General features: G+C 36.2%; 25 protein-coding genes and 1 tRNA gene. 9 read left to right on the forward strand and 17 right to left on the reverse strand.

Going from position 1 to position 23,305, the window contains the following annotated elements; translation table 11 throughout:
- Positions 1-1,525: 1,525 nt before the first annotated feature.
- The 8 genes from ilvC to EO112_RS06940 all read right to left on the reverse strand — a co-directional run bounded on the left by ilvC (position 1,526) and on the right by EO112_RS06940 (position 12,170).
- A complete protein-coding gene (gene ilvC / locus EO112_RS06905; RefSeq protein WP_062402290.1) occupies positions 1,526-2,536 on the reverse strand; it encodes a ketol-acid reductoisomerase in 1,011 nt (336 codons plus the stop codon).
- Between the two features lie 164 nt (positions 2,537-2,700).
- Positions 2,701-3,504 (reverse strand): ABC transporter ATP-binding protein, encoded by an 804-nt coding sequence (locus EO112_RS06910; RefSeq protein ID WP_062402287.1) that lies wholly within the window; start codon positions 3,502-3,504, stop codon positions 2,701-2,703.
- Complete coding sequence (ilvN, locus tag EO112_RS06915) at positions 3,504-3,998, reverse strand: acetolactate synthase small subunit (protein ID WP_009353959.1); 495 nt, start codon at positions 3,996-3,998, stop codon at positions 3,504-3,506. Before ilvN ends, EO112_RS06910 begins: the two co-directional genes overlap by 1 nt.
- Entirely contained in the window at positions 3,991-5,712 is a 1,722-nt protein-coding gene (gene ilvB, locus EO112_RS06920; protein ID WP_062402283.1) for a biosynthetic-type acetolactate synthase large subunit, read from the reverse strand. Before ilvB ends, ilvN begins: the two co-directional genes overlap by 8 nt.
- 32 nt (positions 5,713-5,744) lie before the next feature.
- Positions 5,745-6,971, reverse strand: coding sequence for a threonine ammonia-lyase (gene ilvA / locus EO112_RS06925; RefSeq protein WP_127163608.1), 1,227 nt, complete (start codon positions 6,969-6,971; stop codon positions 5,745-5,747).
- Positions 6,972-7,085: 114 nt separating this feature from the next.
- Positions 7,086-8,756 carry a dihydroxy-acid dehydratase gene (gene ilvD, locus EO112_RS06930; RefSeq protein ID WP_127163610.1) on the reverse strand — a complete coding sequence of 557 codons (1,671 nt, stop codon included), beginning with the start codon at positions 8,754-8,756 and terminating at the stop codon, positions 7,086-7,088.
- A gap of 943 nt (positions 8,757-9,699) precedes the next feature.
- Positions 9,700-11,034: an NAD(P)-dependent oxidoreductase gene (locus EO112_RS06935; RefSeq protein WP_127163612.1), complete on the reverse strand. Its 1,335-nt coding sequence runs from the start codon at positions 11,032-11,034 to the stop codon at positions 9,700-9,702.
- Between the two features lie 332 nt (positions 11,035-11,366).
- A complete protein-coding gene (locus EO112_RS06940; RefSeq protein WP_062402273.1) occupies positions 11,367-12,170 on the reverse strand; it encodes a MetQ/NlpA family ABC transporter substrate-binding protein in 804 nt (267 codons plus the stop codon).
- Between the two features lie 231 nt (positions 12,171-12,401).
- On the opposite strand from EO112_RS06940, the gene EO112_RS06945 reads away from it, so the two are divergent.
- Positions 12,402-13,745, forward strand: a complete 1,344-nt coding sequence (locus EO112_RS06945) for a PepSY domain-containing protein (RefSeq protein ID WP_062402270.1) — start codon at positions 12,402-12,404, stop codon at positions 13,743-13,745.
- Between the two features lie 155 nt (positions 13,746-13,900).
- On the opposite strand, the gene EO112_RS06950 is transcribed toward EO112_RS06945, so the two are convergent.
- The 4 genes from EO112_RS06950 to EO112_RS06960 all read right to left on the reverse strand — a co-directional run bounded on the left by EO112_RS06950 (position 13,901) and on the right by EO112_RS06960 (position 15,592).
- Positions 13,901-14,386 (reverse strand): Rha family transcriptional regulator, encoded by a 486-nt coding sequence (locus EO112_RS06950; RefSeq protein WP_127163614.1) that lies wholly within the window; start codon positions 14,384-14,386, stop codon positions 13,901-13,903.
- A gap of 534 nt (positions 14,387-14,920) precedes the next feature.
- On the reverse strand, positions 14,921-15,169 hold the full coding sequence (locus tag EO112_RS06955; protein WP_127163616.1) for a hypothetical protein: 249 nt from the start codon (positions 15,167-15,169) through the stop codon (positions 14,921-14,923).
- A gap of 13 nt (positions 15,170-15,182) precedes the next feature.
- Positions 15,183-15,317 (reverse strand): hypothetical protein, encoded by a 135-nt coding sequence (locus tag EO112_RS08405; RefSeq protein WP_255416891.1) that lies wholly within the window; start codon positions 15,315-15,317, stop codon positions 15,183-15,185.
- Positions 15,318-15,364: 47 nt separating this feature from the next.
- Complete coding sequence (locus tag EO112_RS06960; protein WP_127163618.1) at positions 15,365-15,592, reverse strand: hypothetical protein; 228 nt, start codon at positions 15,590-15,592, stop codon at positions 15,365-15,367.
- An 88-nt stretch (positions 15,593-15,680) separates the two neighbouring features.
- Between EO112_RS06960 and EO112_RS08290 the strand changes: the two genes are divergently transcribed.
- Positions 15,681-15,824, forward strand: a complete 144-nt coding sequence (locus tag EO112_RS08290; protein WP_164723965.1) for a hypothetical protein — start codon at positions 15,681-15,683, stop codon at positions 15,822-15,824.
- On the opposite strand, the gene EO112_RS08295 is transcribed toward EO112_RS08290, so the two are convergent.
- Positions 15,825-15,986, reverse strand: a complete 162-nt coding sequence (locus EO112_RS08295) for a hypothetical protein (RefSeq protein ID WP_164723966.1) — start codon at positions 15,984-15,986, stop codon at positions 15,825-15,827.
- A 60-nt stretch (positions 15,987-16,046) separates the two neighbouring features.
- On the opposite strand from EO112_RS08295, the gene EO112_RS06965 reads away from it, so the two are divergent.
- The 3 genes from EO112_RS06965 (at position 16,047) to EO112_RS06980 (ending at position 18,149) form a co-directional block, all read left to right on the forward strand.
- Entirely contained in the window at positions 16,047-16,313 is a 267-nt protein-coding gene (locus tag EO112_RS06965; protein ID WP_127163620.1) for a hypothetical protein, read from the forward strand.
- Positions 16,314-17,050: 737 nt separating this feature from the next.
- Complete coding sequence (locus EO112_RS06975) at positions 17,051-17,617, forward strand: hypothetical protein (protein WP_127163624.1); 567 nt, start codon at positions 17,051-17,053, stop codon at positions 17,615-17,617.
- A 49-nt stretch (positions 17,618-17,666) separates the two neighbouring features.
- Positions 17,667-18,149 carry a hypothetical protein gene (locus EO112_RS06980; protein WP_127163626.1) on the forward strand — a complete coding sequence of 161 codons (483 nt, stop codon included), beginning with the start codon at positions 17,667-17,669 and terminating at the stop codon, positions 18,147-18,149.
- Between the two features lie 220 nt (positions 18,150-18,369).
- Here EO112_RS06980 and EO112_RS06985 read toward each other — a convergent pair whose 3' ends face one another.
- A complete protein-coding gene (locus EO112_RS06985) occupies positions 18,370-18,600 on the reverse strand; it encodes a helix-turn-helix transcriptional regulator (protein WP_127163628.1) in 231 nt (76 codons plus the stop codon).
- Between the two features lie 179 nt (positions 18,601-18,779).
- On the opposite strand from EO112_RS06985, the gene EO112_RS06990 reads away from it, so the two are divergent.
- The 4 genes from EO112_RS06990 to EO112_RS07005 all read left to right on the forward strand — a co-directional run bounded on the left by EO112_RS06990 (position 18,780) and on the right by EO112_RS07005 (position 22,064).
- Entirely contained in the window at positions 18,780-19,181 is a 402-nt protein-coding gene (locus EO112_RS06990) for a helix-turn-helix domain-containing protein (RefSeq protein WP_127163630.1), read from the forward strand.
- Positions 19,182-19,203: 22 nt separating this feature from the next.
- The gene (locus EO112_RS06995) at positions 19,204-19,413 is read left to right on the forward strand and encodes an ImmA/IrrE family metallo-endopeptidase (protein WP_240629360.1); all 210 of its coding nucleotides are present in this window, start codon (positions 19,204-19,206) and stop codon (positions 19,411-19,413) included.
- Positions 19,414-19,517: 104 nt separating this feature from the next.
- Entirely contained in the window at positions 19,518-20,666 is a 1,149-nt protein-coding gene (locus tag EO112_RS07000; RefSeq protein WP_127163634.1) for a Fic family protein, read from the forward strand.
- Between the two features lie 402 nt (positions 20,667-21,068).
- Complete coding sequence (locus tag EO112_RS07005) at positions 21,069-22,064, forward strand: site-specific integrase (protein ID WP_127163636.1); 996 nt, start codon at positions 21,069-21,071, stop codon at positions 22,062-22,064.
- Between the two features lie 117 nt (positions 22,065-22,181).
- Here the strand turns inward: EO112_RS07005 and EO112_RS07010 are convergent.
- The 3 genes from EO112_RS07010 to EO112_RS07015 form a co-directional block, all read right to left on the reverse strand.
- Positions 22,182-22,258: transfer RNA gene (locus tag EO112_RS07010), tRNA-Arg, on the reverse strand.
- Between the two features lie 174 nt (positions 22,259-22,432).
- Positions 22,433-22,591, reverse strand: coding sequence for a hypothetical protein (locus tag EO112_RS08385; protein WP_370106749.1), 159 nt, complete (start codon positions 22,589-22,591; stop codon positions 22,433-22,435).
- A gap of 66 nt (positions 22,592-22,657) precedes the next feature.
- On the reverse strand, positions 22,658-23,290 hold the full coding sequence (locus EO112_RS07015; protein ID WP_240629361.1) for a helix-turn-helix domain-containing protein: 633 nt from the start codon (positions 23,288-23,290) through the stop codon (positions 22,658-22,660).
- Positions 23,291-23,305 lie beyond the last annotated feature (15 nt).

Below are 23,305 nucleotides of genomic sequence, written 5' to 3' on the forward strand. Positions count from 1 at the left end.
TAAAGGTTCTTTCGTGGAAAGCAATATTTATACACGAACCATACACACTACATATACTTGTTAGCCAAGACCTAGCAAATAATCTATTGTGTAAATCTAGTTCAAATTATTTCGATATCATTATACATGAATTTGTATACATTATCAACAACTAATTTAAAAAACTTTCACAATTTATCTGTAATCTATAGAATAATAGTATTCTTACTATCTACCACTATCTTCATATACTATTCATTTATTACATGTTAATTCATTTAAGTTTTAATTTTATGTATAAATTACCAATTTCTAAGCAATAGTTCGCATTTTTATTCCTAAATAAAATTAAGCATCAATAGATATGTATTATTACATCCCAAGCAAACAATTTTACACTATTTATTCAAAATGTTTATAATTAAATTATTGTATATATTATTGTAGAAGAATTTAGATATTATGTTTCTATTTTGCTGAAATCCTTCATCAATTTATACGATTAAAATTTACACAATATATTGTATGTTGCATTTAAAAACTGTGTATCTATATAGTATAATTAGAAATAACAATTATTGCTGAATCCTGCTTTCTCCTGAGGAACGCCGTTACGAGTAGTAGCCTTTGTGGCGTTCCATTACTACTCGAATTACACAAATACAAGAAGACCGTAACATACCCCTGAACAAACATAACCACTGTATAGTTTGAGAAGGGGTGTGTTACGGTCTTCCCTTTATCTTATTCAGTTACGAATAACACAGACTGAATAGCATCACAAGTGACGATACATTATGAAATATCGTTTGTGAGGGGTATGCCGTGCTCTTCCCTTTGCTTCTATTTAGTTACAAACGCCACAGACTACATAGTGAAACAAGTGACAATTGTATTTAACTCTGAACTATGCTATACTTGAGGTATCAAAAAGAAGAGTCATCAACGTGTAGCTGGCGTTAGGCTCATCTCAGAAGAATAAAGAGAAATGGCCTAACGTGTATAAGTACTGCGAATACTTATTGTTACGTTAGGCTTTTTCATTTCTATTGAAAGAAACGATAAATATCTATAATCAACTTCAAAAACTTTATCAATAAAGATAACTTTCTAAAATTTCTCATAGAAATCACCTCCTCCCAAAGTAGGAAGAGATGAGCCTAACAACACGTCAATGACTCTTACTGAGGAACGCCGTTACGAGTAGTAGCCTTTGTGGCGTTCCTTTCTACCTAAATTACACAAACGCAAGAAGAGCACGACATGTTCCGGAGCAAACCTAACCACTGTATCAGTTCGGGTCGGAATATGTCGTGCTCTTCCCTTTGCTTCTATTTAGTTACAAACACCACAAGGCTACATAGCGAAACAAGTTCCGTCACAAAAAGCCCCCAAAAGTAAATAGCCTTCTTTTCCTCTAAGTATCCTGTAAGCAAAAAGCACGCAACATGCTCCTGAGCAAACATTATGAAATACCGTTTGTGAAGGAGTGTGTTGCGTGCTTTCCTTATACTACTTCATGATTTATATGAAGGCTATTTACTTTTTACTTTTTGATCCAAGGCATCAATTTACGTAATTCGCCGCCCACTTCTTCTACTTGATGTGCTGCAGATTGTTTACGTTGTTCGTTAAGGTATGGGTAACCTGCTGCATAGTCACCAAGGAATTGATCAGCAAATTTGCCGTCTTGGATATCTTTCAATACACCGCGCATAGCTTCTTTCGCTGCTGCTGGGATTACTTTTGGTCCTGTAATATAGTCACCGAACTCAGCTGTATTGGAGATAGATTTACGCATTGTTTCGAAACCACCTTCGTAGATCAAGTCGATGATTAATTTCATTTCATGAACACATTCAAAGTATGCATTAACTGGATTGTAACCAGCTTCTACCAATACTTCGAAACCAGTTTGCATCAACGCACATACACCACCGCAAAGTACTGCTTGTTCACCGAATAAGTCAGTTTCAGTTTCTTGACGGAAGTCAGTTTCCAAAATACCGGAACGGCCACCGCCTACACCAGATGCCCATGCCAATGCCACTTCTTTAGTGTCTCCGCTTGGATCTGCGTATACTGCGTACAAGCAAGGAACGCCAGAACCTTCTTGGAATGTACGACGTACTAAGTGACCAGGTCCTTTAGGAGCGACCATGAATACGTTTACATCAGCAGATGGTTTAATTTTACCGAAATGAATGTTGAAACCATGAGCAAATGCCAAGTATGCACCTTTTTTAAGATTAGGAGCGATGGATTTTTCGTAAGTTTCTGCTTGCAATTCATCTGGAATCAAGATCATCACAACATCTGCACCTTTTACAGCATCCCCTGTTTCTTTTACTACGAAACCAGCTTCTTCTGCTTCTTTCCAAGATTTGGAACCTTCACGAAGACCGATTTGTACGTCCATGCCGCTTTCTTTCAAGTTCAATGCATGCGCATGACCTTGGGAACCGTAGCCAAGAACTGTAATTTTTTTACCTACTAATGCTTGTAGATTGCAATCTGCATCATAAAATACTTGTGTGCCTAAAATGTTACCTGCCATTGTGATAACCTCCTACTTTGTAATACATGTGTTAATGTTTATAATTTACTAGATTTTCTAGTGAAATTCAACTGATTTTCAGCCTTTCGGCTTACTGATTTACCATACTTAGTATGATAAATTTGTATAATTAAAAATATCTTTGTGCACTCTATAAAAACATTTTATAAAAGTACTTGCAGCCAAGGTCGATCTTGGACCCAAGTTACTTTCACAGACAAACCATAGAGCGCCGATAAAATCTCATCGGTAATGACCTCTCGTTTCGGCCCCGATCGAAAGATTTTGCCTTCTTTTAATAGTGCCACATGGGTCACTGTGGGAAGGATTTCCTCGATTTGGTGGGTCACGTAGATAAACGGACAAGGACTGTCCTGAGTCCCACGTTGATTGAGATGACGGAGCAATTGTTCTCGGCTCGGTACGTCTAACCCATTGCATGGTTCATCTAAGATGAGCAAGTCTGGCCTCGTCATCAGTGCTCGACCGATGAGGGCTCGTCGTTGTTCACCGGTGGACAATAACCCAAAGTGGCGATGTTGTAAATGTTGTAATCCCATATCTGCTAGGACCATATCACAACGTTGTTCTTCTTCCTCTGTCACTTCTCGATACACACCAATAGTGCCATGCGCTCCAGATAGCAAAATTTGTCGCACCGTTTCGTCTCGCATAGTACGTTCAAATTGCCCCAAGGTAGAGCTGACGAATCCAATACGATCTTTCACATCTTTCCAGACGCATTGTCCAAAGGTATGCCCTAGGACACGCACCTCACCACGGGTGGCACAGGTGTAGGCCATAATCATGCCTAGCAAGGTGGACTTCCCTGCTCCATTAAGGCCGAGTAATGCCCAGTTTTCCCCTGTGTTCACATGCCAGTCCACACCTTGTAAAATCGCTTCTCCATTGCGGACAAAGGTAACTCCTTCGTAATGTAACAACTCACCTTGCTTTGGTATAGCCATTACATTTTTTCTCCACGACTCATAGCGGTGCAACCTGTTTTTGCAATTTCCAGAATGCCATATTCTTTCATAATTTCTATGAAAGCATCTAGTTTCTGTGTTTCTCCTGTAATTTCCATCATGATGGAGTTAGGACCTACATCGAGTACATTACCACGATACACATCTGCTAATTGGATAATCTGCGGTCGCACAGATACATCTGCTTTCACCTTAATAAGCATCAATTCACGGCGCACCACTTGTTCTGGAGAGAAAATTTTGACCTTAATGACGTCAATCAATTTATAGATTTGTTTTTGAATTTGGTCTAATTGCACTTCGTCTGTTTCTACGGTCAATGTGATCCGTGCATGATGATTAGGGATAGATATGCCAGATGTCATTTGTGTAACGGAGTACCCACGACGATTAAAGAGGGACAGGATACGAGCCCCGATACCTGGTTTATTTTTAGTAATGACTAGCACTTGGTGTTGTCGTACTTTACTCATTGTCAGGGCCTCCTTTCAATCCAATCATATCTTTGGCGCTGCAACCTGCTGGAATCATTGGGAACACATTTTCTTCTTTTTCCACAACGCAGTTAATCACCACTGGCTCATCGGATAGGATAAGGTCTCGTAATTGGCTACGCAAGTCTTCGATGGTGGACAGTGTCACCCCTCGCACGCCATAAGCTTGTGCCAACACTTCAAAGTCTGGACTAATGGATAAATCCACGAAGGAATAGCGATGGTTATTAAAGAGTTCTTGCCATTGGCGAACCATGCCCAAGAAACCATTGTTGATGATGACCACTTTCACAGGGATATTATAAGCTTTTAATAGGAGTAATTCTTGGCTGTTCATCTGTAGGCCCCCATCCCCTGTGATGAGCACCACTTTTGTATCTGGTTGTGCTACTTGCGCACCGATAGCTGCTGGCAAACCAAAGCCCATCGTACCAGCTCCACCAGATGTAATGATAGTATTCGGTTTCGAATAGGTAATAAATTGAGATGCCCACATTTGATGTTGCCCTACGTCTGTGACCACGATGGCATTGCCCTTCACAATATTATCGATTTCTTGAATTACTTTTTGCGGCAATAAAGACTCTCCCTCATGAGGACGAACGCGAATTGGGTATTCCTCACGCCATTCACGGATGCGTTCCAACCAATCTTCATGGGTTTGTGGTGTTAGCTCATGATTCATTTCATTCAACACATGTTTCAAGTCCCCTACGATAGGTACGTCGATTAATTTATTTTTTTCAATTTCTGCTGGGTCAATGTCTACATGTACAATTGTTGCCTGTGGGCAAAATTCTTTTGGCACTCCTGCAATACGATCATCAAATCGTATACCCAATGCCAAAATTACATCCGCTTCATTGGTGGCATAGTTCGCATATACGGTGCCATGCATACCTAACATCCCCAAGGATAATTGATGTTCTCCCGGGAAAGAACCCAATCCTAGTAAAGTATTTGTAACTGGAATGTGACAGGTAGTAGCTAATTTATATAGCTCTTCTGTAGCGCCTGATAATAACACCCCATGGCCAGCGATAATCAACGGTCGTTTCGCTGCTTTTACAATTTCGATAGCCTTTTTGATTTGCTTTTTATGTCCAATATAGTTTGGATCATAGCCTTCTAGGGAAATCGGTTCATTAAAGATTGCTTCAAATTCTTCATAAGAGATTTCTGCTAATTGCGCATCTCGTGTGATATCTACTAGCACAGGGCCTGGACGACCGGTTGTGGCCAAATAGTAAGCTTCTTTCACCGTTCTCGCAATATCTCGAATATCTTGTACCAAGTAATTATTTTTCGTCACTGGCATGGTAATCCCAATGATATCGGATTCTTGGAACGCATCTTTTCCTAGCAAGTGGCTAGCCACCTGACCTGTTATGGCCAAGAGAGGAATAGAATCCATATGCGCCGTCATAATGCCTGTCACAAGGTTCGTCGCCCCTGGGCCAGAGGTAGCTAAGCACACTCCACATTTGCCAGAAGCACGAGCATAGCCGTCTGCCTCATGAGCCGCCCCTTGTTCATGGCGTGCTAAGTAATGGTTGATTCCCTCAAAATCATAAATTTCATTGTATATAGGAATTACGGCGCCGCCGGGATAACCAAATATGTCTGTCACTCCCAATCGCTTCAATGTTTCTAGGAGTATGCGAGCTCCTCGAATCATCTTCTGTTCACTCATAGTTTGTCCTCTTTCTATATCCATCTCATCCATTAGTCATGTTCATTAAATTCATTAGAACTGATACGGTGAATCGTATATCCACGGTCCGCCATGGCAGCCGTAATTTTTTTAATATGATCTTCCCCATTCGTTTCTACAGTCACCACCAACTCCACTTCATGGAAGCGATCTAGGTTCTTAAACTGATTATGTTCTAGTTTGATGACATTCGCATTTTGTTCTGCTAAGATTTCAGATACTGCCACTAATTGACCTGGTTTATCTGATAAATTCACAGCAAATGTAAAAATACGACCTCGTACGACTAAGCCTTTAGTAATCATGGACGCAATGGTCAATACGTCGATGTTACCACCGCTCAAAATACTAACCACTGTTTTGCCTCGCACCCGCAATTTTTTCAAACCTGCCACTGAAAGTAAGCCAGCATTTTCACCGATGATTTTATGTTTTTCCGCCAATAATAGGAAAGCTTCCATCAATTCATAGTCCGATACGGTTACGATTTCATCTACATAATTTTGGATGTATTCCAAATTCTTGGAACCGATTAATTTTACGGCTGCCCCATCTGCAATGGTACTCACGGATGGGAGTGCTATTGGTTTTCCCTCTTCTACAGCAGCTCTTGCACTGGCTGCGCCCTCTGGTTCTACGCCTATGATCTTTACTTGTGGATTTTTTAGCTTAGCTGCTGCTGCCACGCCGGAGATCAATCCGCCACCACCAACTGGTACTAAAATAATATCTGCATTGGGTAATTCTTCTAAAATTTCTAAGGCAATGGTCCCTTGCCCTTCAATGACATCTTCATCATCGAAAGGATGGACGAACACATAGCCGTGCTTTTCTTGTAGTTCACAAGCCTTTTCATAAGCTTCGTCATAGACTTCGCCAGCGAGCACTACTTCTGCTCCGTATTGGCGCGTCGCCTCTACTTTAATGAGCGGTGTATGTCGTGGCATAACGATAACTGCTTTAATGCCCAATCGTTGTGCTGCTAGCGCCACACCTTGCGCATGGTTACCTGCAGAGGCGGCGATAACGCCACAGGCTTTTTCTGCTTCTGTTAATTTGGAAATTTTATTGTATGCGCCCCGTAATTTGAAAGACCCTGTGCGCTGTAAATTTTCCGGTTTAATATATACATGATTGCCTGTTTCTTGCGAGTACACAGAGCTATGAATTAATTTTGTTTTCACGGCGATAGTAGCCAATCGCTCCCTAGCCTCCATGAAATCGTATAATTTATGCATATAAACGTCCTTTCCTAAGTATATATTCTATCTACGGACCTGTACTTCCCTCATAGATATGTATCCTGACTGCATTCCCTCATAGATAATTCTATATCCTGACTACATTCCCTCTTATGCTTCGTCTAGGATTTCGATGGCACCTTGTGCTGCAGAGGATACATGCATAGCATATTTTTTCAAGTATCCTGTGACATCTGATGTATACGGTGCTAAATTTGCTTTTCTTCTTTCAATTTCTTCCTCTGAAAGTTTCACATTCAAGGAACGATTTGGAATGTCGATTTCGATGATATCTCCATCTTCTACGATGGCAATAGTGCCACCAGATGCTGCTTCTGGAGATACGTGACCAATGGATGCGCCACGAGTAGCACCAGAGAAACGACCATCTGTAATCAAGGCTACGTCTTTACCAAGACCCATACCTGTGATCGTCGCTGTTGGTGTCAACATTTCACGCATACCTGGACCACCTTTTGGACCTTCGTAGCGAATGATGACTACATCGCCTTTCACAATTTTATGACCCATGATTGCTTCTACTGCTTCTTCTTCACTGTTGAAGACTTTTGCTGGACCAGAGTGAACGAGCATTTCTGGATCTACAGCACCTTCTTTGACCACGGAACCGTCCGGAGCTAAGTTACCTTTCAGTACAGCGATACCACCTGTGGTGTACACTGGGTCACTCCAAGGATGGATCACATCTTCGTCTAGGACTTTCATAGTTTTAGCAATCGTACCTTGATCCACCAGGCTCACAGATTTTGCACTTTCATGTAAATGTCCTTGTTCTTGTAAACGATGCATTACCGCATACACACCGCCTGCGGCATGTAAATCCTCGATGAAATATTTACCAGATGGAGACAATTTAGCCAATTGTGGTGTATCACCTGCAATGCGGTTGAAATCATCCAATGTTAAGGATACGCCCGCTTCATGAGCGATGGCTGGTAAATGTAGCGCCGTATTGGAAGATCCACCCAATGCCATGTCAACTGCTACCGCATTTTCAAAAGCCTCTTTCGTCAATACATCTTTTGGACGTAAGCCTTCTTGTAACACTTCCATCACTTGCATACCCGCACGTTTTGCTAGACGTAAACGCTCGGAGTAAACCGCTGGGATTGTACCATTACCTGGCAATGCCATACCCAATGCTTCTGTTAAGCAGTTCATCGTATTCGCTGTATACATACCGGAGCAAGATCCGCAAGTTGGGCATGCTACGTTTTCAATATGTTCTAATTCTTCTTCGGAAATGAGGCCTGCTTCAAATTTACCTACTGCCTCAAATACATCGGATAAACCAATTTTTTTACCATTGTGCACTCCTGCTAGCATCGCACCACCAGAGACGAATACAGATGGTAAGTTCAAACGAGCCGCCGCAATCAACATACCTGGCACGACTTTATCACAGTTAGGAATAAATACCATCGCATCGAATGGTGTGGCCATGGCAGAGGCCTCGATGGAGTCAGCGATAATATTGCGTGTCACCAAGGAATATTTCATACCGATGTGGTTCATAGCCAATCCGTCACAAATACCGATAGTATTAAATTCCATAGGAATACCGCCAGCTTCGCGGATACCATCTTTTACAGATTGAACGAGATTTTTCAAATGTACATGACCTGGAATGATTTCATTGAAAGAATTGGCAATCCCGATAATTGGTTTTCCAATTTCCTCGTTAATAAATCCTAATGCTTTTAATAATGAACGATGTGGAGCTCGTGTAGCTCCTTTTGCTACTCTATCACTGCGTACCATATAATGATCCTTTCTACTTATATAAACATGATTTATAACACTTGTTATAGTCGCATATTGTTGTCTATATACTATGTGCATAACACTGAAATAATTGAATGGGATTTCTATTGAATAGTTCTATGATTTTATATCCAACAGGTTCCCAATCCACATCTAGTATTCTGACATACTATATTAGACATAAAAAAGGGCGATCCCTAAGGAATCGCCTTTTCATATATATGTATGCACGTTAATCAAATAGACTACAACACCCTAGATTCCTTATGTTGTACACAAAGAAACCTAAGATGGTAGCTCTACCGAAGAAAAGGCGACCTCTATGGAATTGTTAGTTCTAATGACGTTCACTAAAATGAACAGGACGAGCACGAGAATTGCTAACAATGCCATGATAATCTCCTTTCTGTACGATATGCGTACGAATCTTAACTATAAGTGTAATACTTTAAAAATAAAATAACTGTCTACTATTGTAACACCTTTGTCCACTGTGTGCAAGTACATATCTATATTTTTTTACTCTTTCAGATGTGTTATTTTCCACAATTTGTTATACTATAGATGTTACTTCCCCTATACTGGTAACAGAAAGGGGGGTGAGATTTGTGGAATTAATACTCCTTACTCTTTTTATCTCGATTACGGCAAATGTCCTCGCTTACTACATTTGTAAATGGCTAGATCGAGTATTTAAGAAGTAACTAGCCTAGCCTTGTCAGCTATATAGACAAATAAAAACACCCAGGTCTGACCACCTGGGTGTTTTTTTGGTGAGCTTTATGGAATCACCATTACTCTTTTTCGCTTGTCTAAATTGTATCATAAATTATAAAAAAATAAAACCCCATGGTTAGCAGACCATGGGGTTTTTGCTTGTAAATGGAAATCATCAACTTTTCCATTCCAATTATATCACAGGTTAATAAAATTTTAAATCTTACTCCCCTAAAAAGCGTTTTGCCTCGCAGTAGTTTACGATACCTTCTACTACTTTTTTAGCTTCACGCATAGCCAATACTACGGTAGCTGGTTTATGCACTACGTCACCGCCTGCGAATACACCTTGACGGCTTGTCATACCATATGGCATATCTCGTGTCACCACATAGCCAGACTCATTCACTTCAATACCATTACCAGGACCCACTAAGCGTGTGTTTGGTTTGTGACCGATGGCCACGATGATTTTATCCGCTGGTAACGTAAAGTCTTCGCCAGTGCTTTTCACAGATCCATCTTCTTGTAATTCTTGTCGTGTAAATGTCAACCCTTCCACGATATCTGAACCTATTACTTCTTTTGGAGCGGCTAAGAATTCAAAATGAACGCCTTCTTCTTTTGCTTCTTCAAATTCAGATGGGTTTGCTGGCATTTGTTCTTCTCCACGGCGGTACGTCACTGTTACACTTTCAGCACCAAGACGAACACAAGTACGAGCCGCATCCATCGCCACATTACCGGCACCAATAATGAGAACTTTATCACCTTTGTATACAGGAATTAATGATTCTTCAGCTCTACCATTTTGTACTAATTGTACAGATGTCAATAATGCCATCGCCTGTAACATACCTGCTTTGTCATCACCTGGTAAAGAAATTTCCATTGGCACATGAGTACCGGTAGCAATAAAGATAGCATCAAAACCTTCTTCAAACAGAGCATCTAAGTTACGATCTGGACCGATAGTGACATTACATTCAAAAGTAACACCTAATGTTTCTAAACGCTTCACTTCACGACGTACAATTTCTTTGCCTAAACGGAACTCCGGAATCCCAAACAATAGGATACCACCTGGCTCATCTTGGCGTTCAAATACTGTCACATCATAGCCTAATTTTGCCATATCTCCAGCCACTGTTAATCCAGCAGGGCCAGAACCAATAATAGCGATTTTACCTTGGTCTTTACGATTTGGTTTTATCTTGCGAAGATTATTATTGCTTTCAAAATCTGCAGCAAAGCGCTCTAATTTACCGATATTAATGGGTTTATTCGCACGATTTAAAATACATGCCCCTTCACATTGTTTTTCACGAGCACACACACGGCCGCACACCGCTGGCAAGCTGCTACGCTCTGCAATAATATCGTTGGCTAATCCAAAATTACCATGTGCAATAGCTTGGATGAAACGAGGAATTTCATTTTCAATAGGACAACCTGTACGGCACAATGGCTTCGCACAGTTCAAACAACGCTTTGCCTCTGCAAAGGCCTCTTCCATCGTATAATCTTTATCAAATTCTAGTTCATGTCTTAACTCCATAAAGACCTCCTTGCACCACTCTGGTGACACACTTTTCCTTTATATACTCTATGTATAGGTTCTTATTGATTCCGATATCATATCTATAGTATACCATAGGCAACTATACTTCACTGTAACAATGGCTACACCCTTGCTATATCTATGACTATAAGTGCTCCTTTTCTTAGTGAAAGTACTAAAAGATATATTCTATAGTATATCATATGTGCGCACTGTGTGTAACTATGTATTTTTATATATTATGAAACGATACGCCTATCGTTTCACTATCCTTGCAACGATGCAAAAAAGAGGTCCACCTCATGGGTAGACCTCTATATTCATAGTGATTAGTTTGCAGATGTAATGGTTCCTTTGAAAGTTTCTGCAATGAATTGTTTAATGGCCTCAGACTGATAAATCTCTGCAATTTTTTTGTATGTTGCGTTGTCTTTATCTTGTTCACGTGTAGCCAAGATCATCACTGCTAATGGCTCATCTTTTGGTTCTAAGTACAATCCTTTTTCACCTACGTTGATACCTGCGCTTTGCACGTAGTTCATCGGAATCGTCGCTAATGTCACATCATCTAAGCTACGAGGTAATTGTGCTGCCTCTAGCTCTTGAATTTTTAGGTTCTTAGGATTTTCCACAATGTCTGCTACTGTAGCTTTAAAACCAACGCCTTCTTTCAATTTAATAAGACCTGCTCGTTGTAACAAGGCTAAGGCACGTCCACCATTCGTTGGATCATTTGGAATTGCTACTGTGTCGCCGTCTTTCACATCGATAGGAGATTTTACAGAATTACTGTAGATACCCATTGGCATTAAAATGGTTTTGCCGATTGGCACTAGTTTAGAATTATTTTGCTTATTAAAGTTTTCCAAGAACGGCACATGTTGATATGCGTTCAATTGGATATCTCCGTCTGCCAAGGCTTTATCTGGTGTGATATAGTCGGAAAATTCTACTACTTTCAACTGGATGCCTTGCTTTTGTGCTTCTTTCGCTACCGCCTCAGCCACTTGTGCATGAGGACCTGCCGTAGCGCCAATTTTAATTTCTTGCGTTGTTGTCGATGTACTACAGCCCGCAATACCTAACGCCAATATACCCACCAATAGTGGTGTGAATAGTGATTTTAATTTCATAATTCTATCCTTTCATAACTACAAATACTACTAATAAAATTTATATTTCAATTCTGAGTATACAGAATATCATAAGAATCTTCTCTTGCCCAATATAAATTTTATTACACTATTAATAGGTAAAAACTATAAATTATATACATTAAAACTTTTTTTCATAGTCATAGATGATTGAATTTCTAGCCTATTTAAGCTATTATAACTATGATTTTATATGAAAGGAGTAACTATATGTCAACTTTTTACAAATGGCATAAGAGAATATCTATCTTTTCTATTATATTTTTTCTTATGTTTTGCATTACCGGTTTATTATTATTATTTAGAAATGAATTAAATGCTTGGTCTTTAGGACAACCCTCTCATAGTACATCTACTATGACAATGAGTCCATACTCATCCTCTATATTTGATGCAGCAGATGCGGGTGCTGCATTAGTAAAACAACAATATCCATCCAAAGATATTTTGAATATTTCTCCAACCATGAATAGATCTAACCTATTACGCTATAGAATTATTGATTCATCAGCCACATCTGCCCCACCTGCACGAATGGGTATGGGAGGAGACTATACCTTATATAATCCAAATTCTAATACACTTGTTGAATCTCATCGTGTCACCCCTACGCATCCATGGGTACGAAGTGCACTACACACAATTCATGAATTACATACTCGATTAGCCTTAGGAAAATTTGGTATTTATCTTGTAACTATTCTATCTATGATATGCTTCTTATCCATCCTTAGTGGTATCTTTTTATACGGCCCTTTCAGTTCCGCCTATAAACGAAGTACACAAACATCAAATCGATTACAAATCAGCGCTCTGCATCGTGAATTTTCTATGATTGCTTCTGTTTGGGGAATTATATTATCTCTAACAGGTGTATGGATTGGAGGTTTTTTTATTGCTAATGATTATTACACAAAAAATGTAGCCTCTATAGCAACACAAGAATTAGCTAATCATACATCCGAAATTTTATCTCCTTCTGAAGCAATTCAACGAATCCTATCAACCTATCCTAATCGTCAACTTATTTCTATGGATTATCCATCAAAATTTAACAATTATCACTATGCCTTTTATTTAGGTAGCCAAAATGATGAGGATCCTGCCATGTTTTTAGGTCAGCCTGTATATGCCAATTTATATAGTGATTCAACTCTCGATCAATATGCAACAAAAGAAATTCCTTGGTATTTCACCGGAATGAAAACTATGATAAACTTACATATTCATAATCATAATTCCATGGTATTAAAAATATTATGGGCCATATGGGATACTATTATCATCATTGGTATGTTATTAGGTATTATCCTAACGATTATGAAACGATATCATATCCCTATGAAAACTACATCTATAAAATCTACCTTATCTCCTACTCATATTTGGAGAATTCCTGCTATATCTAGTGTATTCATCGCTTGTGGTCTTATCATTCCAATGTGGCCTAATTCTATGACAGAAACAATTGGTGCTATTTGCTTATTGATTCCTTTAGTACTATTTATATACTCTTTATATCAACACTATACTCGAATACGAGAAACTCTATAATATATTCATGGTAATCCTTCTTATCAACCTATAAAAAGAAAAATAGAGGTCATTGTTACATTGTATAACGATGACCTCTATTGTTATGTTTGGTGCGGATTAGGGGTTTATACTCAACGCTCCGCACCACTACTATATTATTCAAACTCTACATTTTAAAAAGGGGCAAATTTTTCTAACAGTTGATATGATAAGCCTTTATCTTTTAAATGCCATAGAATACTTGTTCTATTTTTCTTTACTATTTCTGCAAAATCACCAATGGTTATAACAGGTACACCTTTATATGTCTTACAATGTAGTTCACTTGGGTTTACATTCTCTTCTAAATAGACTTGTTTTAATGTTTCTTCCATTTCATTGAAAGCTTGAATATATTTTAACTTCCATTGTAATGCTTTCTTTCCTGTAAATCCCATGGCAAGCAGTGAAAAGCCATCACGATTCATTAAGTAAAATGGAAGATGTCTACCATTATAAGAATATGATTTCTCTTGGAAAAATTCATTGGCACAATTTTGTTCCAATAAAATTTCTCTGATTGTTCTTAACACCACTTTATGCTCTTTGCCAAAATGTTCCGCTATATCCTTACTTGATACTACTATTTTATTATTTTGAATAACTACTAATTTTTTCATGATTTTAGCTCCTTAGCCTTTAGGGGAACAATGCACTCATGATATAATATTTCATAGAGAACATTGTTCTCGCTCCTGTAAGACACAGTAACTTTCCACGGTGGCTGAGTCTTATTTTTTTGCTCAATCAACTCAATTCCTTTAATAATAGCATCTGTCCGACTTATACCTAATCGTTGAGCGCATCCATTAATCATATTCAACTCCGCATCAGTCAATCTAATATTTAAGTTTTTATTTATTGATTGAGTTCCACCAAACTTTTCTTAAACTAAAAGCGGTTATAAGTAATATTTTTAATTTTTTCTCTTAACTCATTGACCTCTGTCTCATTGAACTTTAGATACCTTCCTAACAGTGATAGACCTTTCCCTTTTGTTTTCATGTATAATCACCCCTTTTAATGCACTTAACAGGAATATGATTGCCCCTGTTAGTATCATCATCAAAACGTTTAATAATATATTCTAGCCATGTAGAAACTCTATGCCTCCACATAGTCCTAGAATCATTCCCCATAACATCAACTGAATATTATTGATAATGTCTAACTTGGTTCTCATTGTTATACCCCTTTAACCACTTCATATTCTGGCTTTTCATCCATGTTTCAAATTTATCTACATGAACCAGTATTTGTTGTGATCCAAGTTGCATACATATTTCATTGAACTTTCCTTCATTGCGGATTATATCTACTCTTCTGTATATATACATTCTGCTGCGCCCCCATATCTTAGCTAATGTGCTAATAGGCACATACTTTGGTTGAACACTTTCCATAACTACTCCTTACCTATCTTTCTTTATCAGATAAATAAACTACATCAACTTTAATCCCTAATTCTTCTAACTCTATAAGTGCAAGTTCTAGTTCTCTTTTGTCTTTTGATGCGTTCTCATAAGTTTTCTTAAATTTATCTCCTTGCATTTTATTCATCTTTCTATTTCAATCGTTAGCATTAATAATCACCTTCTCTATTTCAATTGGCACTTGCCTATAAGCTCAATAATTTTCTTTTCGTCTAAATTGCCATGTGTGTTAACTGTTACACGTGACAATTTATTTTTTGTTACTAGCTTATTAAGTCTTTTAAGCTTTTTAACTGCATAGTCTAATTCAGTTGTATCTACTTTGATTTTTACTGTGTATTCTTTTACACTATTGATATTTCTTTGCTCTCCCTCTACTGACTTATTTTCCATATGTGTTTATAATGGAGTTTTCAATTTTATTTCACCTCTTACAATTTTTATCACTCATGCTATACTCATCTCATAAGAAGGTAAGTATATGGAAATTGACTTTTCTAAAATCGATGCAATTGCTCGTGCCCATACACTAACAATCCAAAGTGGTAATAATGTTCCTAGCGCTATTACGGCTGCAATCGTTGAAGCACTAAAGGAATATCACAAACAACTAAATAAAGATTAATTATTTAGAGTGTTCTGCTTGTTGTGGAACACTCTTTTCTTCTAAACTTTCGTATAATTCAATGTATGAAACAATATATGGATCTGTATAATTTGTTTCATTTATTGCCATGTCTAATCTTTTTAAAATTACTTGATGTAATTTTTCTTTAATTTCTTCCATTTGTTTCTCTTTTGTATCGCTTTCCCTAGTGCTATAATTACTCTGAAAGGAGGTAATTATATGTCTACTACATTTGATGGTGCTGTAATAAAAGAACAAGGTGTTACTTTTGCAATTGCCGTTGTAAAACGTGGCACCTTGGCAAACTTTTTACAGAAAAAAGATGCATTTTCTTACTTTTCTCGTTTCTTTGGTAATATCCCCACCGTACTAATGGAACAAGATATTCATGGTGTACCTCAATATTATGGGCGTAAAGACATAGTAAAATTCTTAAGCAGTATTCATCCAAGCCGAATTCCTTGGAAACGTTACACCATTAATTAATAATTAGCGCTGATCTATTTTGAGATTGGCCCTTTCTTATTAATTCCACCTTTTCTGATTTTATCTACTTCAAATAATTTGCCTTTAATAACTTTATTTTTTGACTTGACTACATTAATACTAATTACTTCATTAGTTTTAAATCTTTATCTAATTCAATCTTGATAATCATCTTTACTAAACCTTCTTAATTCCTTTAAACAATTTATAACCTTTGCATGTATCTGAACTGCAATTGTATTTTCTCTTTAACACCCAACAATCACATTCTTCTTTTAATTTCACCCGCAATGTTCGCAGAAGTTTCCATCAATTACTTCCACATTACATTTGGGGCATTTTACTTTTTCTCTTTCATGTGATTTCACCTCTTTGTTTTATTTTCATCATTTGTTCATGTATAATGTTTTTTGATAGGATAATGACATATGCTGAACTACTTGGTAACAAGTAGAAGTAAAGGATAAAAAGCCTTTTCGATAACATCTTGGTGGTCCAACCACAATTAGAAATTCTTAAAAATACAAATAAAGTTATTTCTATGATTAAAGAATCAGAAAATAACGCATTCGCAAAAGTATTTGAAACTCAATCAACAATTCAAGGAGCTCTTGCATTAGCTCAAAATGTAGCTAATAACCCAATGCTTCAATTAGCGAAATCCTCTGGTATCGCTCAATTACGTGATTTTAATTTGATAACGTATTTTTGCACATCCTGTGAAAAGAGGTGATTATATGAGTTTTGATTTAGTGTCATGTATCCTTATATTTTTTGGCATAATTTGTATTGTTTTATTAACTAACCTTTATAAGTGGTATAGAACTAACAAAATATGTAATTTATATGTTGAATGGCTTGCTAAATCTAAAATAACGTTTAATATTCATCATTACAAATCCGAAATATTAAGCTTAGTTGCTGTTGTCCCACCCAAAATGATTGCTTATAGTCAACCACTTGGTTACGGACAAATCGCTAATGGTCAGGCTTATGTTATGGACCAATTCCCATCTAGACGAGAAGATTTTGCTTCAGCAATTTTACAAACAATGGAAGAGGCAATAGGATATTATAAATTTCAAGTACGGCAATGTATTAACCCTATTTATTGGATTGAATCCTTTGTTTGGTTGCCAAAGCGATTGACTACTTTTTTAGGTCTTAATTCAGAATTAAAAGCAATGAAATTAGTTAATCTTTTCTTTCAACTAATCTATTGGTCCATACTCCTTTTGAAATTCTTTGGGTATGATCTCATTCCAATCCTTCATCATGTATTGCCCGAATATATAGCCACATAAAAACATTATTGACTTATCTAAACTCCCAGCCATAATAGCAAGTTTATTTGTGATTGCTAAAACAATTAGAGTTGCCATCACCTTCATAAGAAGAAATGCAAACTTTATAGCAATACCTTTTATAAGAGCCGCATTATGTGGCTCTTCTTTTTTATTCATTTATACTCCCCCTTTTATTTCCTCTCTTAGTGCTATAATTAGCTTGAAAGTAGGTAATTACGTGGAATTTGAAATTAATGGATTTGATGAACTAAAGGCCCATCTTTCCAAAATGGAAGATAATCTTTCTAAAATGAGTAAAACTGATAGTCTTAGTTTTGATGAACTCTTTACTAGTGACTTTATGTTTAAACACACTGACTACAGTTCTTTTGGTGAGTTCTTATCAGCTAGCGGTTTCACTCAATCGTTTGAAGATATTCCAGATAATGATTGGGATATCTATGTTTCACAGCATTCAAGCTTTACATCTTGGGAAGAAATAGTTGATACTGCTGCAGAACAATATGTAAGTCAAAAACTTGGTTTTTAATAATCTTCTTAAAAACACACCATACAATTTGGTGTGCTTTTATTTTCTCTACTAACTTATTCATCTTCTTAAGCTTGTTGATTGCTTCATCTAATTCAGTTGTATCTATTTTGATTTTTAATGTGTATTCTTTTACACTATTGATATTTCTTTGCTCTCCCTCTACTGACTTATTTTCCATATGTGTTTGTAATGAGTTTTTAATTTTATTTCATCTCTTCTAATTTATAACTTGTATATTATGCAAGTTATTGTGTAAAAAAATATCTACTCTACTAGAGTAGTCTAACCCAAGACAATCACTAATCATTGTAGCCTCTACTACATCAAACTGTGTTTTCCCATTCATTTTACTGTTAATAGTTGTAATAGATACACCTAATAACTCTGCTAAATCTGCATATGTTTTCTTATGTTCTACTGACAATCCTTTCAGTTTTTCTAGTTTCATCTTTTCACCTCACTTTTCTTGCCCTACATGCAAGTTTCTGATTACATGATAAGCCTATTAGAAAAACCTGTCAACCATTCTATGCAAGATTTTATAAAAGTTTTATAATTTTTCTTGAATTTTATTCAAGTTTATTATAATATATTTTTGTAAGGGCGATTCTTATTTGGAGGCATATTATGAGTACCGATGAAAGAAATACAATAAACAAAGAAATAGGAGAAAGAATAAAAGCTATTAGAAAACAAAAAGGCATAACATTAGCTGACCTAGGAGCAAGATTAGGTATTAGTGAAAGTAATATGCAAAGATATGAATCTGGTAAAATCGCTAGTGTTTCTATTGATTTTATTAATAGATTAGCTCCCATATTAGAAGTAAAGCCAGAATGGTTAATCGGTTGGGATAAAGATGATACGCCACAAGGTTACTACCTTGATTCTGAAACTGCAGAATATGCTGAAATGCTTCGTACTCGCCCAGAAATGCGTATTTTATTCTCCGCATCACGTGAAACTTCAAAGGAGAATATGGCAAAAGCAGTAGAATATATTGAACTTCTCAATCTGAAACATAAATAATTTATTATGAGGGGATATTATTTTGATTGTTAATATTATTGAGTGTGATATTCCATCTGTGAAAGCTATTTCATCTACTGGGGAAGATGAAGGTGTTCACAATATTTATATCCGTAAAAATATGTCTATTGAAGATATGCGTAATGAAATTAGACATGAATTGCTGCATATCATTAATGATGATTTCCATATAAATCAACATCTTAATCTTATTGAATATATGGTAAGGTGAAAAGAACTTACAGATGATATGTTAGAAACTATTGATTTTTATCATCATGTTTTGTAATAATTACTGTTTACTTAGTTTTTCTTATTTTTTAGGAGATAACTTTTATGTCTAATATTACTGATGAAAGGCTTGCAGAATTACGTAGGTCTGCACCTCCACCACACGAACCTCAACGTTTACCTTTTGATACATTTAATTTACTCACTCCTGAGTTAATTAAATTATCTTCAGAAGCAAATATGGCTCTAGGTGAATATAAAGGCTTTTTAGTGAATACGCCTAATCCTGTTTTGCTTTTATCACCTATTACTACACAAGAGGCTGTATTATCTTCTAAACTAGAAGGTACTCACGCAACGCTTGAAGATATTCTTAATCATGAAGCTGGTAACCAAACTGATATTCAGGATGATGAGTTAAAAGAAATCCTCAATTATCGTTCTGCATTAAAACATGCATTAGATACTATTTCACCATATAATCAATTGTCAAATCCTAATAGTAAAGAACCATTAACAATAAAAATTATTAAAGAAATGCATGCCATTCTCCTAGATAATGTTCGTGGTTCTACTAAACATCCAGGGGATTTTAAAAAGTTACAGAACTATATTGGTGGCTATGATTTTATTTCTTATACCCCAGTTTCCCCTCAACTAACAGATTCTTATATGTCTAATCTAGAAACGTATTTACACTATGATGAGATAAATCCATTAATTCAAGCTGCTATTATTCATGCACAATTTGAAATGATTCATCCATTTGAAGATGGGAATGGTCGTATAGGCAGATTACTAATTCCTTTATTCTTTTATTACCGTGGAATAATTCCATCTCCTATATTCTATATGAGTTCTTACTTCGAACGGAATCGTGATGAATACATTCATAATTTAGCAAATATTTCTAAAAATAATAATTGGGTATCTTGGATTTATTTCTTCCTAAATGGCATAATTACTGAATCTCATAACAATACAAAAAAAGCTTTAAATATCTTATCTTTATATGAGCAATTTAAATCTTTAGGAGATTCTATAAAATCATATTACTTTATCCCAATTTTAGACTTTATTTTCCAGCATCCTATATTTACAAGTAAACAACTTATCGAAGAAATCAATGCTAGTAAGCAAACTGTATTTACACTTTTAAATAAAATGGTAGATCAAGATATTTTAATTAGTTCAGATAAAGCTAAAAACAGAACATTTGTTTGTCCAAAATTATTAAGTATTATAGATAGTTAAGTCTAATATTTTAATCTTTTTTAGACTATATATTTTTATAGTCCAATATATCTCATTATATTGGACTATATTTTTTAATAGTCCAATATATATAAAAATATTAGACAAAATAAAAAATCCTCCATCTAGCTACTACTAGATAGAGGATAGATGCCTTAGAGACACCGCATATTTACATTATAACATACCTCTAAGGCTTATTTACTATACCATTTTTTAGCCTAGGAGGTATTTATATAGTGTGAAACTGTAACTACCAAAGCAGGTATTACTAAGTATAAATTTCAAGAACGTTATATAGATTCGTATAGCAGTAAAACAAAAAAAATATCTGTTAAATTAAATAGTAATAGTAGGCGAGCTTACAAAATCGCACAAGCTGAATTACAAAATAAAATTGATTTGGCCACTAATACAGATATTGCCAAAGATATGACATTGAATGATGTTGTATCTGAATATTTAGAATCTAAACGTGCCTTTAGAAAATCATCTACACAATATAGTATGGATAATCTGCACAAACAGATTATGAAATGGTTTCCTGCTGATATATTACTCTCTAAACTTTCACCATACATTATCCAAAGTACGTTTGATAAATTCGCTTGCCAATATTCCTACAACTATATAAAACTGGCCCTTAGTCTTATTAGACAATCATTAAAATATGCAAGGCGCATAGAATATATTCGTGATATTTCATTCTTAGATAATATCGAATTACAAAAGCCAGTAGCTAATGTAGACCGCATCAAGAAACAACGTTCTAAATTCCTAACCAAAGATGAGCTAAAAGATTTGCTATCACAATTAGATGCTATTAATCATCATGTATCCCTATTATGTGAGTTTCAATCTTTAATTGGTCTTAGATTTGGTGAAATGGTAGCATTGCGCACTCAAGATTATGATAGAGAAAATGCAGAAATAGATGTAAATGCAACTTTATCTAATCATGGTAGCTTTCCTGACCCTACTATGCGCCTTCCACCAAAGAATATTCATTCTATCCGTAAAGTAAAATTGGATGCAAGGGCCGTACAGATTATTAATCATTTTATAACCGCCAATCAAGTAAGGCGACTATGGAAATCTAAATTTGCTGACCTCGGTTATATCTTTGTTACGGATGGTGGCTTGCCATATGATCTAAATTATGTAAATCGTACTATAAAAAAACTTGGGTTTCCTAAACCAGTAAGCACCCATACCTTTAGACATACTCATATTTCTATTCTTGCTGAATCTAATGTTCCTCTTAAAGCAATTATGGAACGTGTTGACCACAATGAGCCACGTACTACACTTGCAATTTACACTCATGTAACAGATGAAATGAAACAGGAGGTAAATGCAGCAATTACTAATATGGGTAAAGTACTATCAAATAAATAAAAAATGAGCCACCGCATCATGTGCAGTGGCGCTTTTTTCAACCCTCATATAAAAGGGGCAATAAAGGGGCAAATTGTTGTTACAATGCGTTACAATCTGTTAATCAGTAAGTAGAAATGGTGCGCCCAGAGGGAATTGAACCCCCGACCTGCAGTTTAGGAAACTGTCGCTCTATCCTACTGAGCTATGAACGCATGTATATGTATATTATAGTCTAACTGTACTATACCTAGCAATATGAAATCTAAAAATAAGATTTGATTTATTCTATAGTAGTCAAATATTTGTGACACAACCTTCTAAAGATTTATTTAAGAAGTACTCTGCCATATATTCATTGGGTGATTTAAATCCCAACACTTTCTGTGCTATGTTATTATATCTACTTGCATATCGTTGATGAGCCTTAAAAGAGCATTAAGGCTTCTAAACTTTCTGGTATAGAATCTCTCTCCATCAACCTTATGGCTTCGCTCTACCTTTCCATTTTGCCATGGGGAAAATGGTCGTATTAACTTATGTTTTATCCCTAATTTACGTAATACTCGATCAAATAATCACTCTCGTTCCTTAAGACCATAATTCGTAAATTCTCATCCATTATCTGTCTGTATCGTACGTATTTTAAAGCCCATACGAGCCTCTAAATCTACTAAGAATCTACTCGTATTAGTTACACTCTTTTCATCTACAATAGATAATATACGCTTTCTAGAATATTCATCAATAGCAGTAATCTGGTAATATTTAATACCATCAGTTGGAAACAATAGACACTCTTGTGGAACATATTTTATATCCACCTGTACTTTTTCACCTAGGTATGTAACTACATCAGGCTTCCAATTACTTTTATAATATTGTTTTTTCACTTTAACTTTAGGTATATTCCGTCGAATTTGACAACACATTGATCCATAGGATCGAGTATAGCCTCGTTTTTTAGCTTCCGTATATACTTGTGCCAACCCTTCATGTTTAAACTTTGAGTATACGCGCTTAATTAAGGACAACTCTTCTTCTGTATGTTGATTTGGATGAGAATGAGGTCTACGACTCTTTAACCGCAAAGATTCAATAGTTCCATCATAGCGCTTTACCCAGCGTTGTACTTGTTGTCTACTTGTATGATACCGTCTAGCTGCTTCAGCATTATTTTTGTGTTTTATGGCATATTCACAAACTAGTTTACGAAAGCGTAATTCTTCAGTTATAATAGATGACATAAGAAGGTCTCTCCT

This window comes from Veillonella sp. VA141, assembly GCF_003992175.1.
Lineage (GTDB): Bacteria > Bacillota > Negativicutes > Veillonellales > Veillonellaceae > F0422.

Coding starts and splice junctions, on each gene's coding strand:
- ilvC (WP_062402290.1), bottom strand. CDS start 2,536: ATGGCAGGTAACATTTTAGGCACACAAGTATTTTATGATGCAGATTGC.
- EO112_RS06910 (WP_062402287.1), bottom strand. CDS start 3,504: ATGGCTATACCAAAGCAAGGTGAGTTGTTACATTACGAAGGAGTTACC.
- ilvN (WP_009353959.1), bottom strand. CDS start 3,998: ATGAGTAAAGTACGACAACACCAAGTGCTAGTCATTACTAAAAATAAA.
- ilvB (WP_062402283.1), bottom strand. CDS start 5,712: ATGAGTGAACAGAAGATGATTCGAGGAGCTCGCATACTCCTAGAAACA.
- ilvA (WP_127163608.1), bottom strand. CDS start 6,971: ATGCATAAATTATACGATTTCATGGAGGCTAGGGAGCGATTGGCTACT.
- ilvD (WP_127163610.1), bottom strand. CDS start 8,756: ATGGTACGCAGTGATAGAGTAGCAAAAGGAGCTACACGAGCTCCACAT.
- EO112_RS06935 (WP_127163612.1), bottom strand. CDS start 11,034: ATGGAGTTAAGACATGAACTAGAATTTGATAAAGATTATACGATGGAA.
- EO112_RS06940 (WP_062402273.1), bottom strand. CDS start 12,170: ATGAAATTAAAATCACTATTCACACCACTATTGGTGGGTATATTGGCG.
- EO112_RS06945 (WP_062402270.1), top strand. CDS start 12,402: ATGTCAACTTTTTACAAATGGCATAAGAGAATATCTATCTTTTCTATT.
- EO112_RS06950 (WP_127163614.1), bottom strand. CDS start 14,386: ATGAAAAAATTAGTAGTTATTCAAAATAATAAAATAGTAGTATCAAGT.
- EO112_RS06955 (WP_127163616.1), bottom strand. CDS start 15,169: ATGGAAAGTGTTCAACCAAAGTATGTGCCTATTAGCACATTAGCTAAG.
- EO112_RS08405 (WP_255416891.1), bottom strand. CDS start 15,317: ATGCAAGGAGATAAATTTAAGAAAACTTATGAGAACGCATCAAAAGAC.
- EO112_RS06960 (WP_127163618.1), bottom strand. CDS start 15,592: ATGGAAAATAAGTCAGTAGAGGGAGAGCAAAGAAATATCAATAGTGTA.
- EO112_RS08290 (WP_164723965.1), top strand. CDS start 15,681: ATGGAAATTGACTTTTCTAAAATCGATGCAATTGCTCGTGCCCATACA.
- EO112_RS08295 (WP_164723966.1), bottom strand. CDS start 15,986: ATGGAAGAAATTAAAGAAAAATTACATCAAGTAATTTTAAAAAGATTA.
- EO112_RS06965 (WP_127163620.1), top strand. CDS start 16,047: ATGTCTACTACATTTGATGGTGCTGTAATAAAAGAACAAGGTGTTACT.
- EO112_RS06975 (WP_127163624.1), top strand. CDS start 17,051: ATGAGTTTTGATTTAGTGTCATGTATCCTTATATTTTTTGGCATAATT.
- EO112_RS06985 (WP_127163628.1), bottom strand. CDS start 18,600: ATGAAACTAGAAAAACTGAAAGGATTGTCAGTAGAACATAAGAAAACA.
- EO112_RS06990 (WP_127163630.1), top strand. CDS start 18,780: ATGAGTACCGATGAAAGAAATACAATAAACAAAGAAATAGGAGAAAGA.
- EO112_RS07000 (WP_127163634.1), top strand. CDS start 19,518: ATGTCTAATATTACTGATGAAAGGCTTGCAGAATTACGTAGGTCTGCA.
- EO112_RS07015 (WP_240629361.1), bottom strand. CDS start 23,290: ATGTCATCTATTATAACTGAAGAATTACGCTTTCGTAAACTAGTTTGT.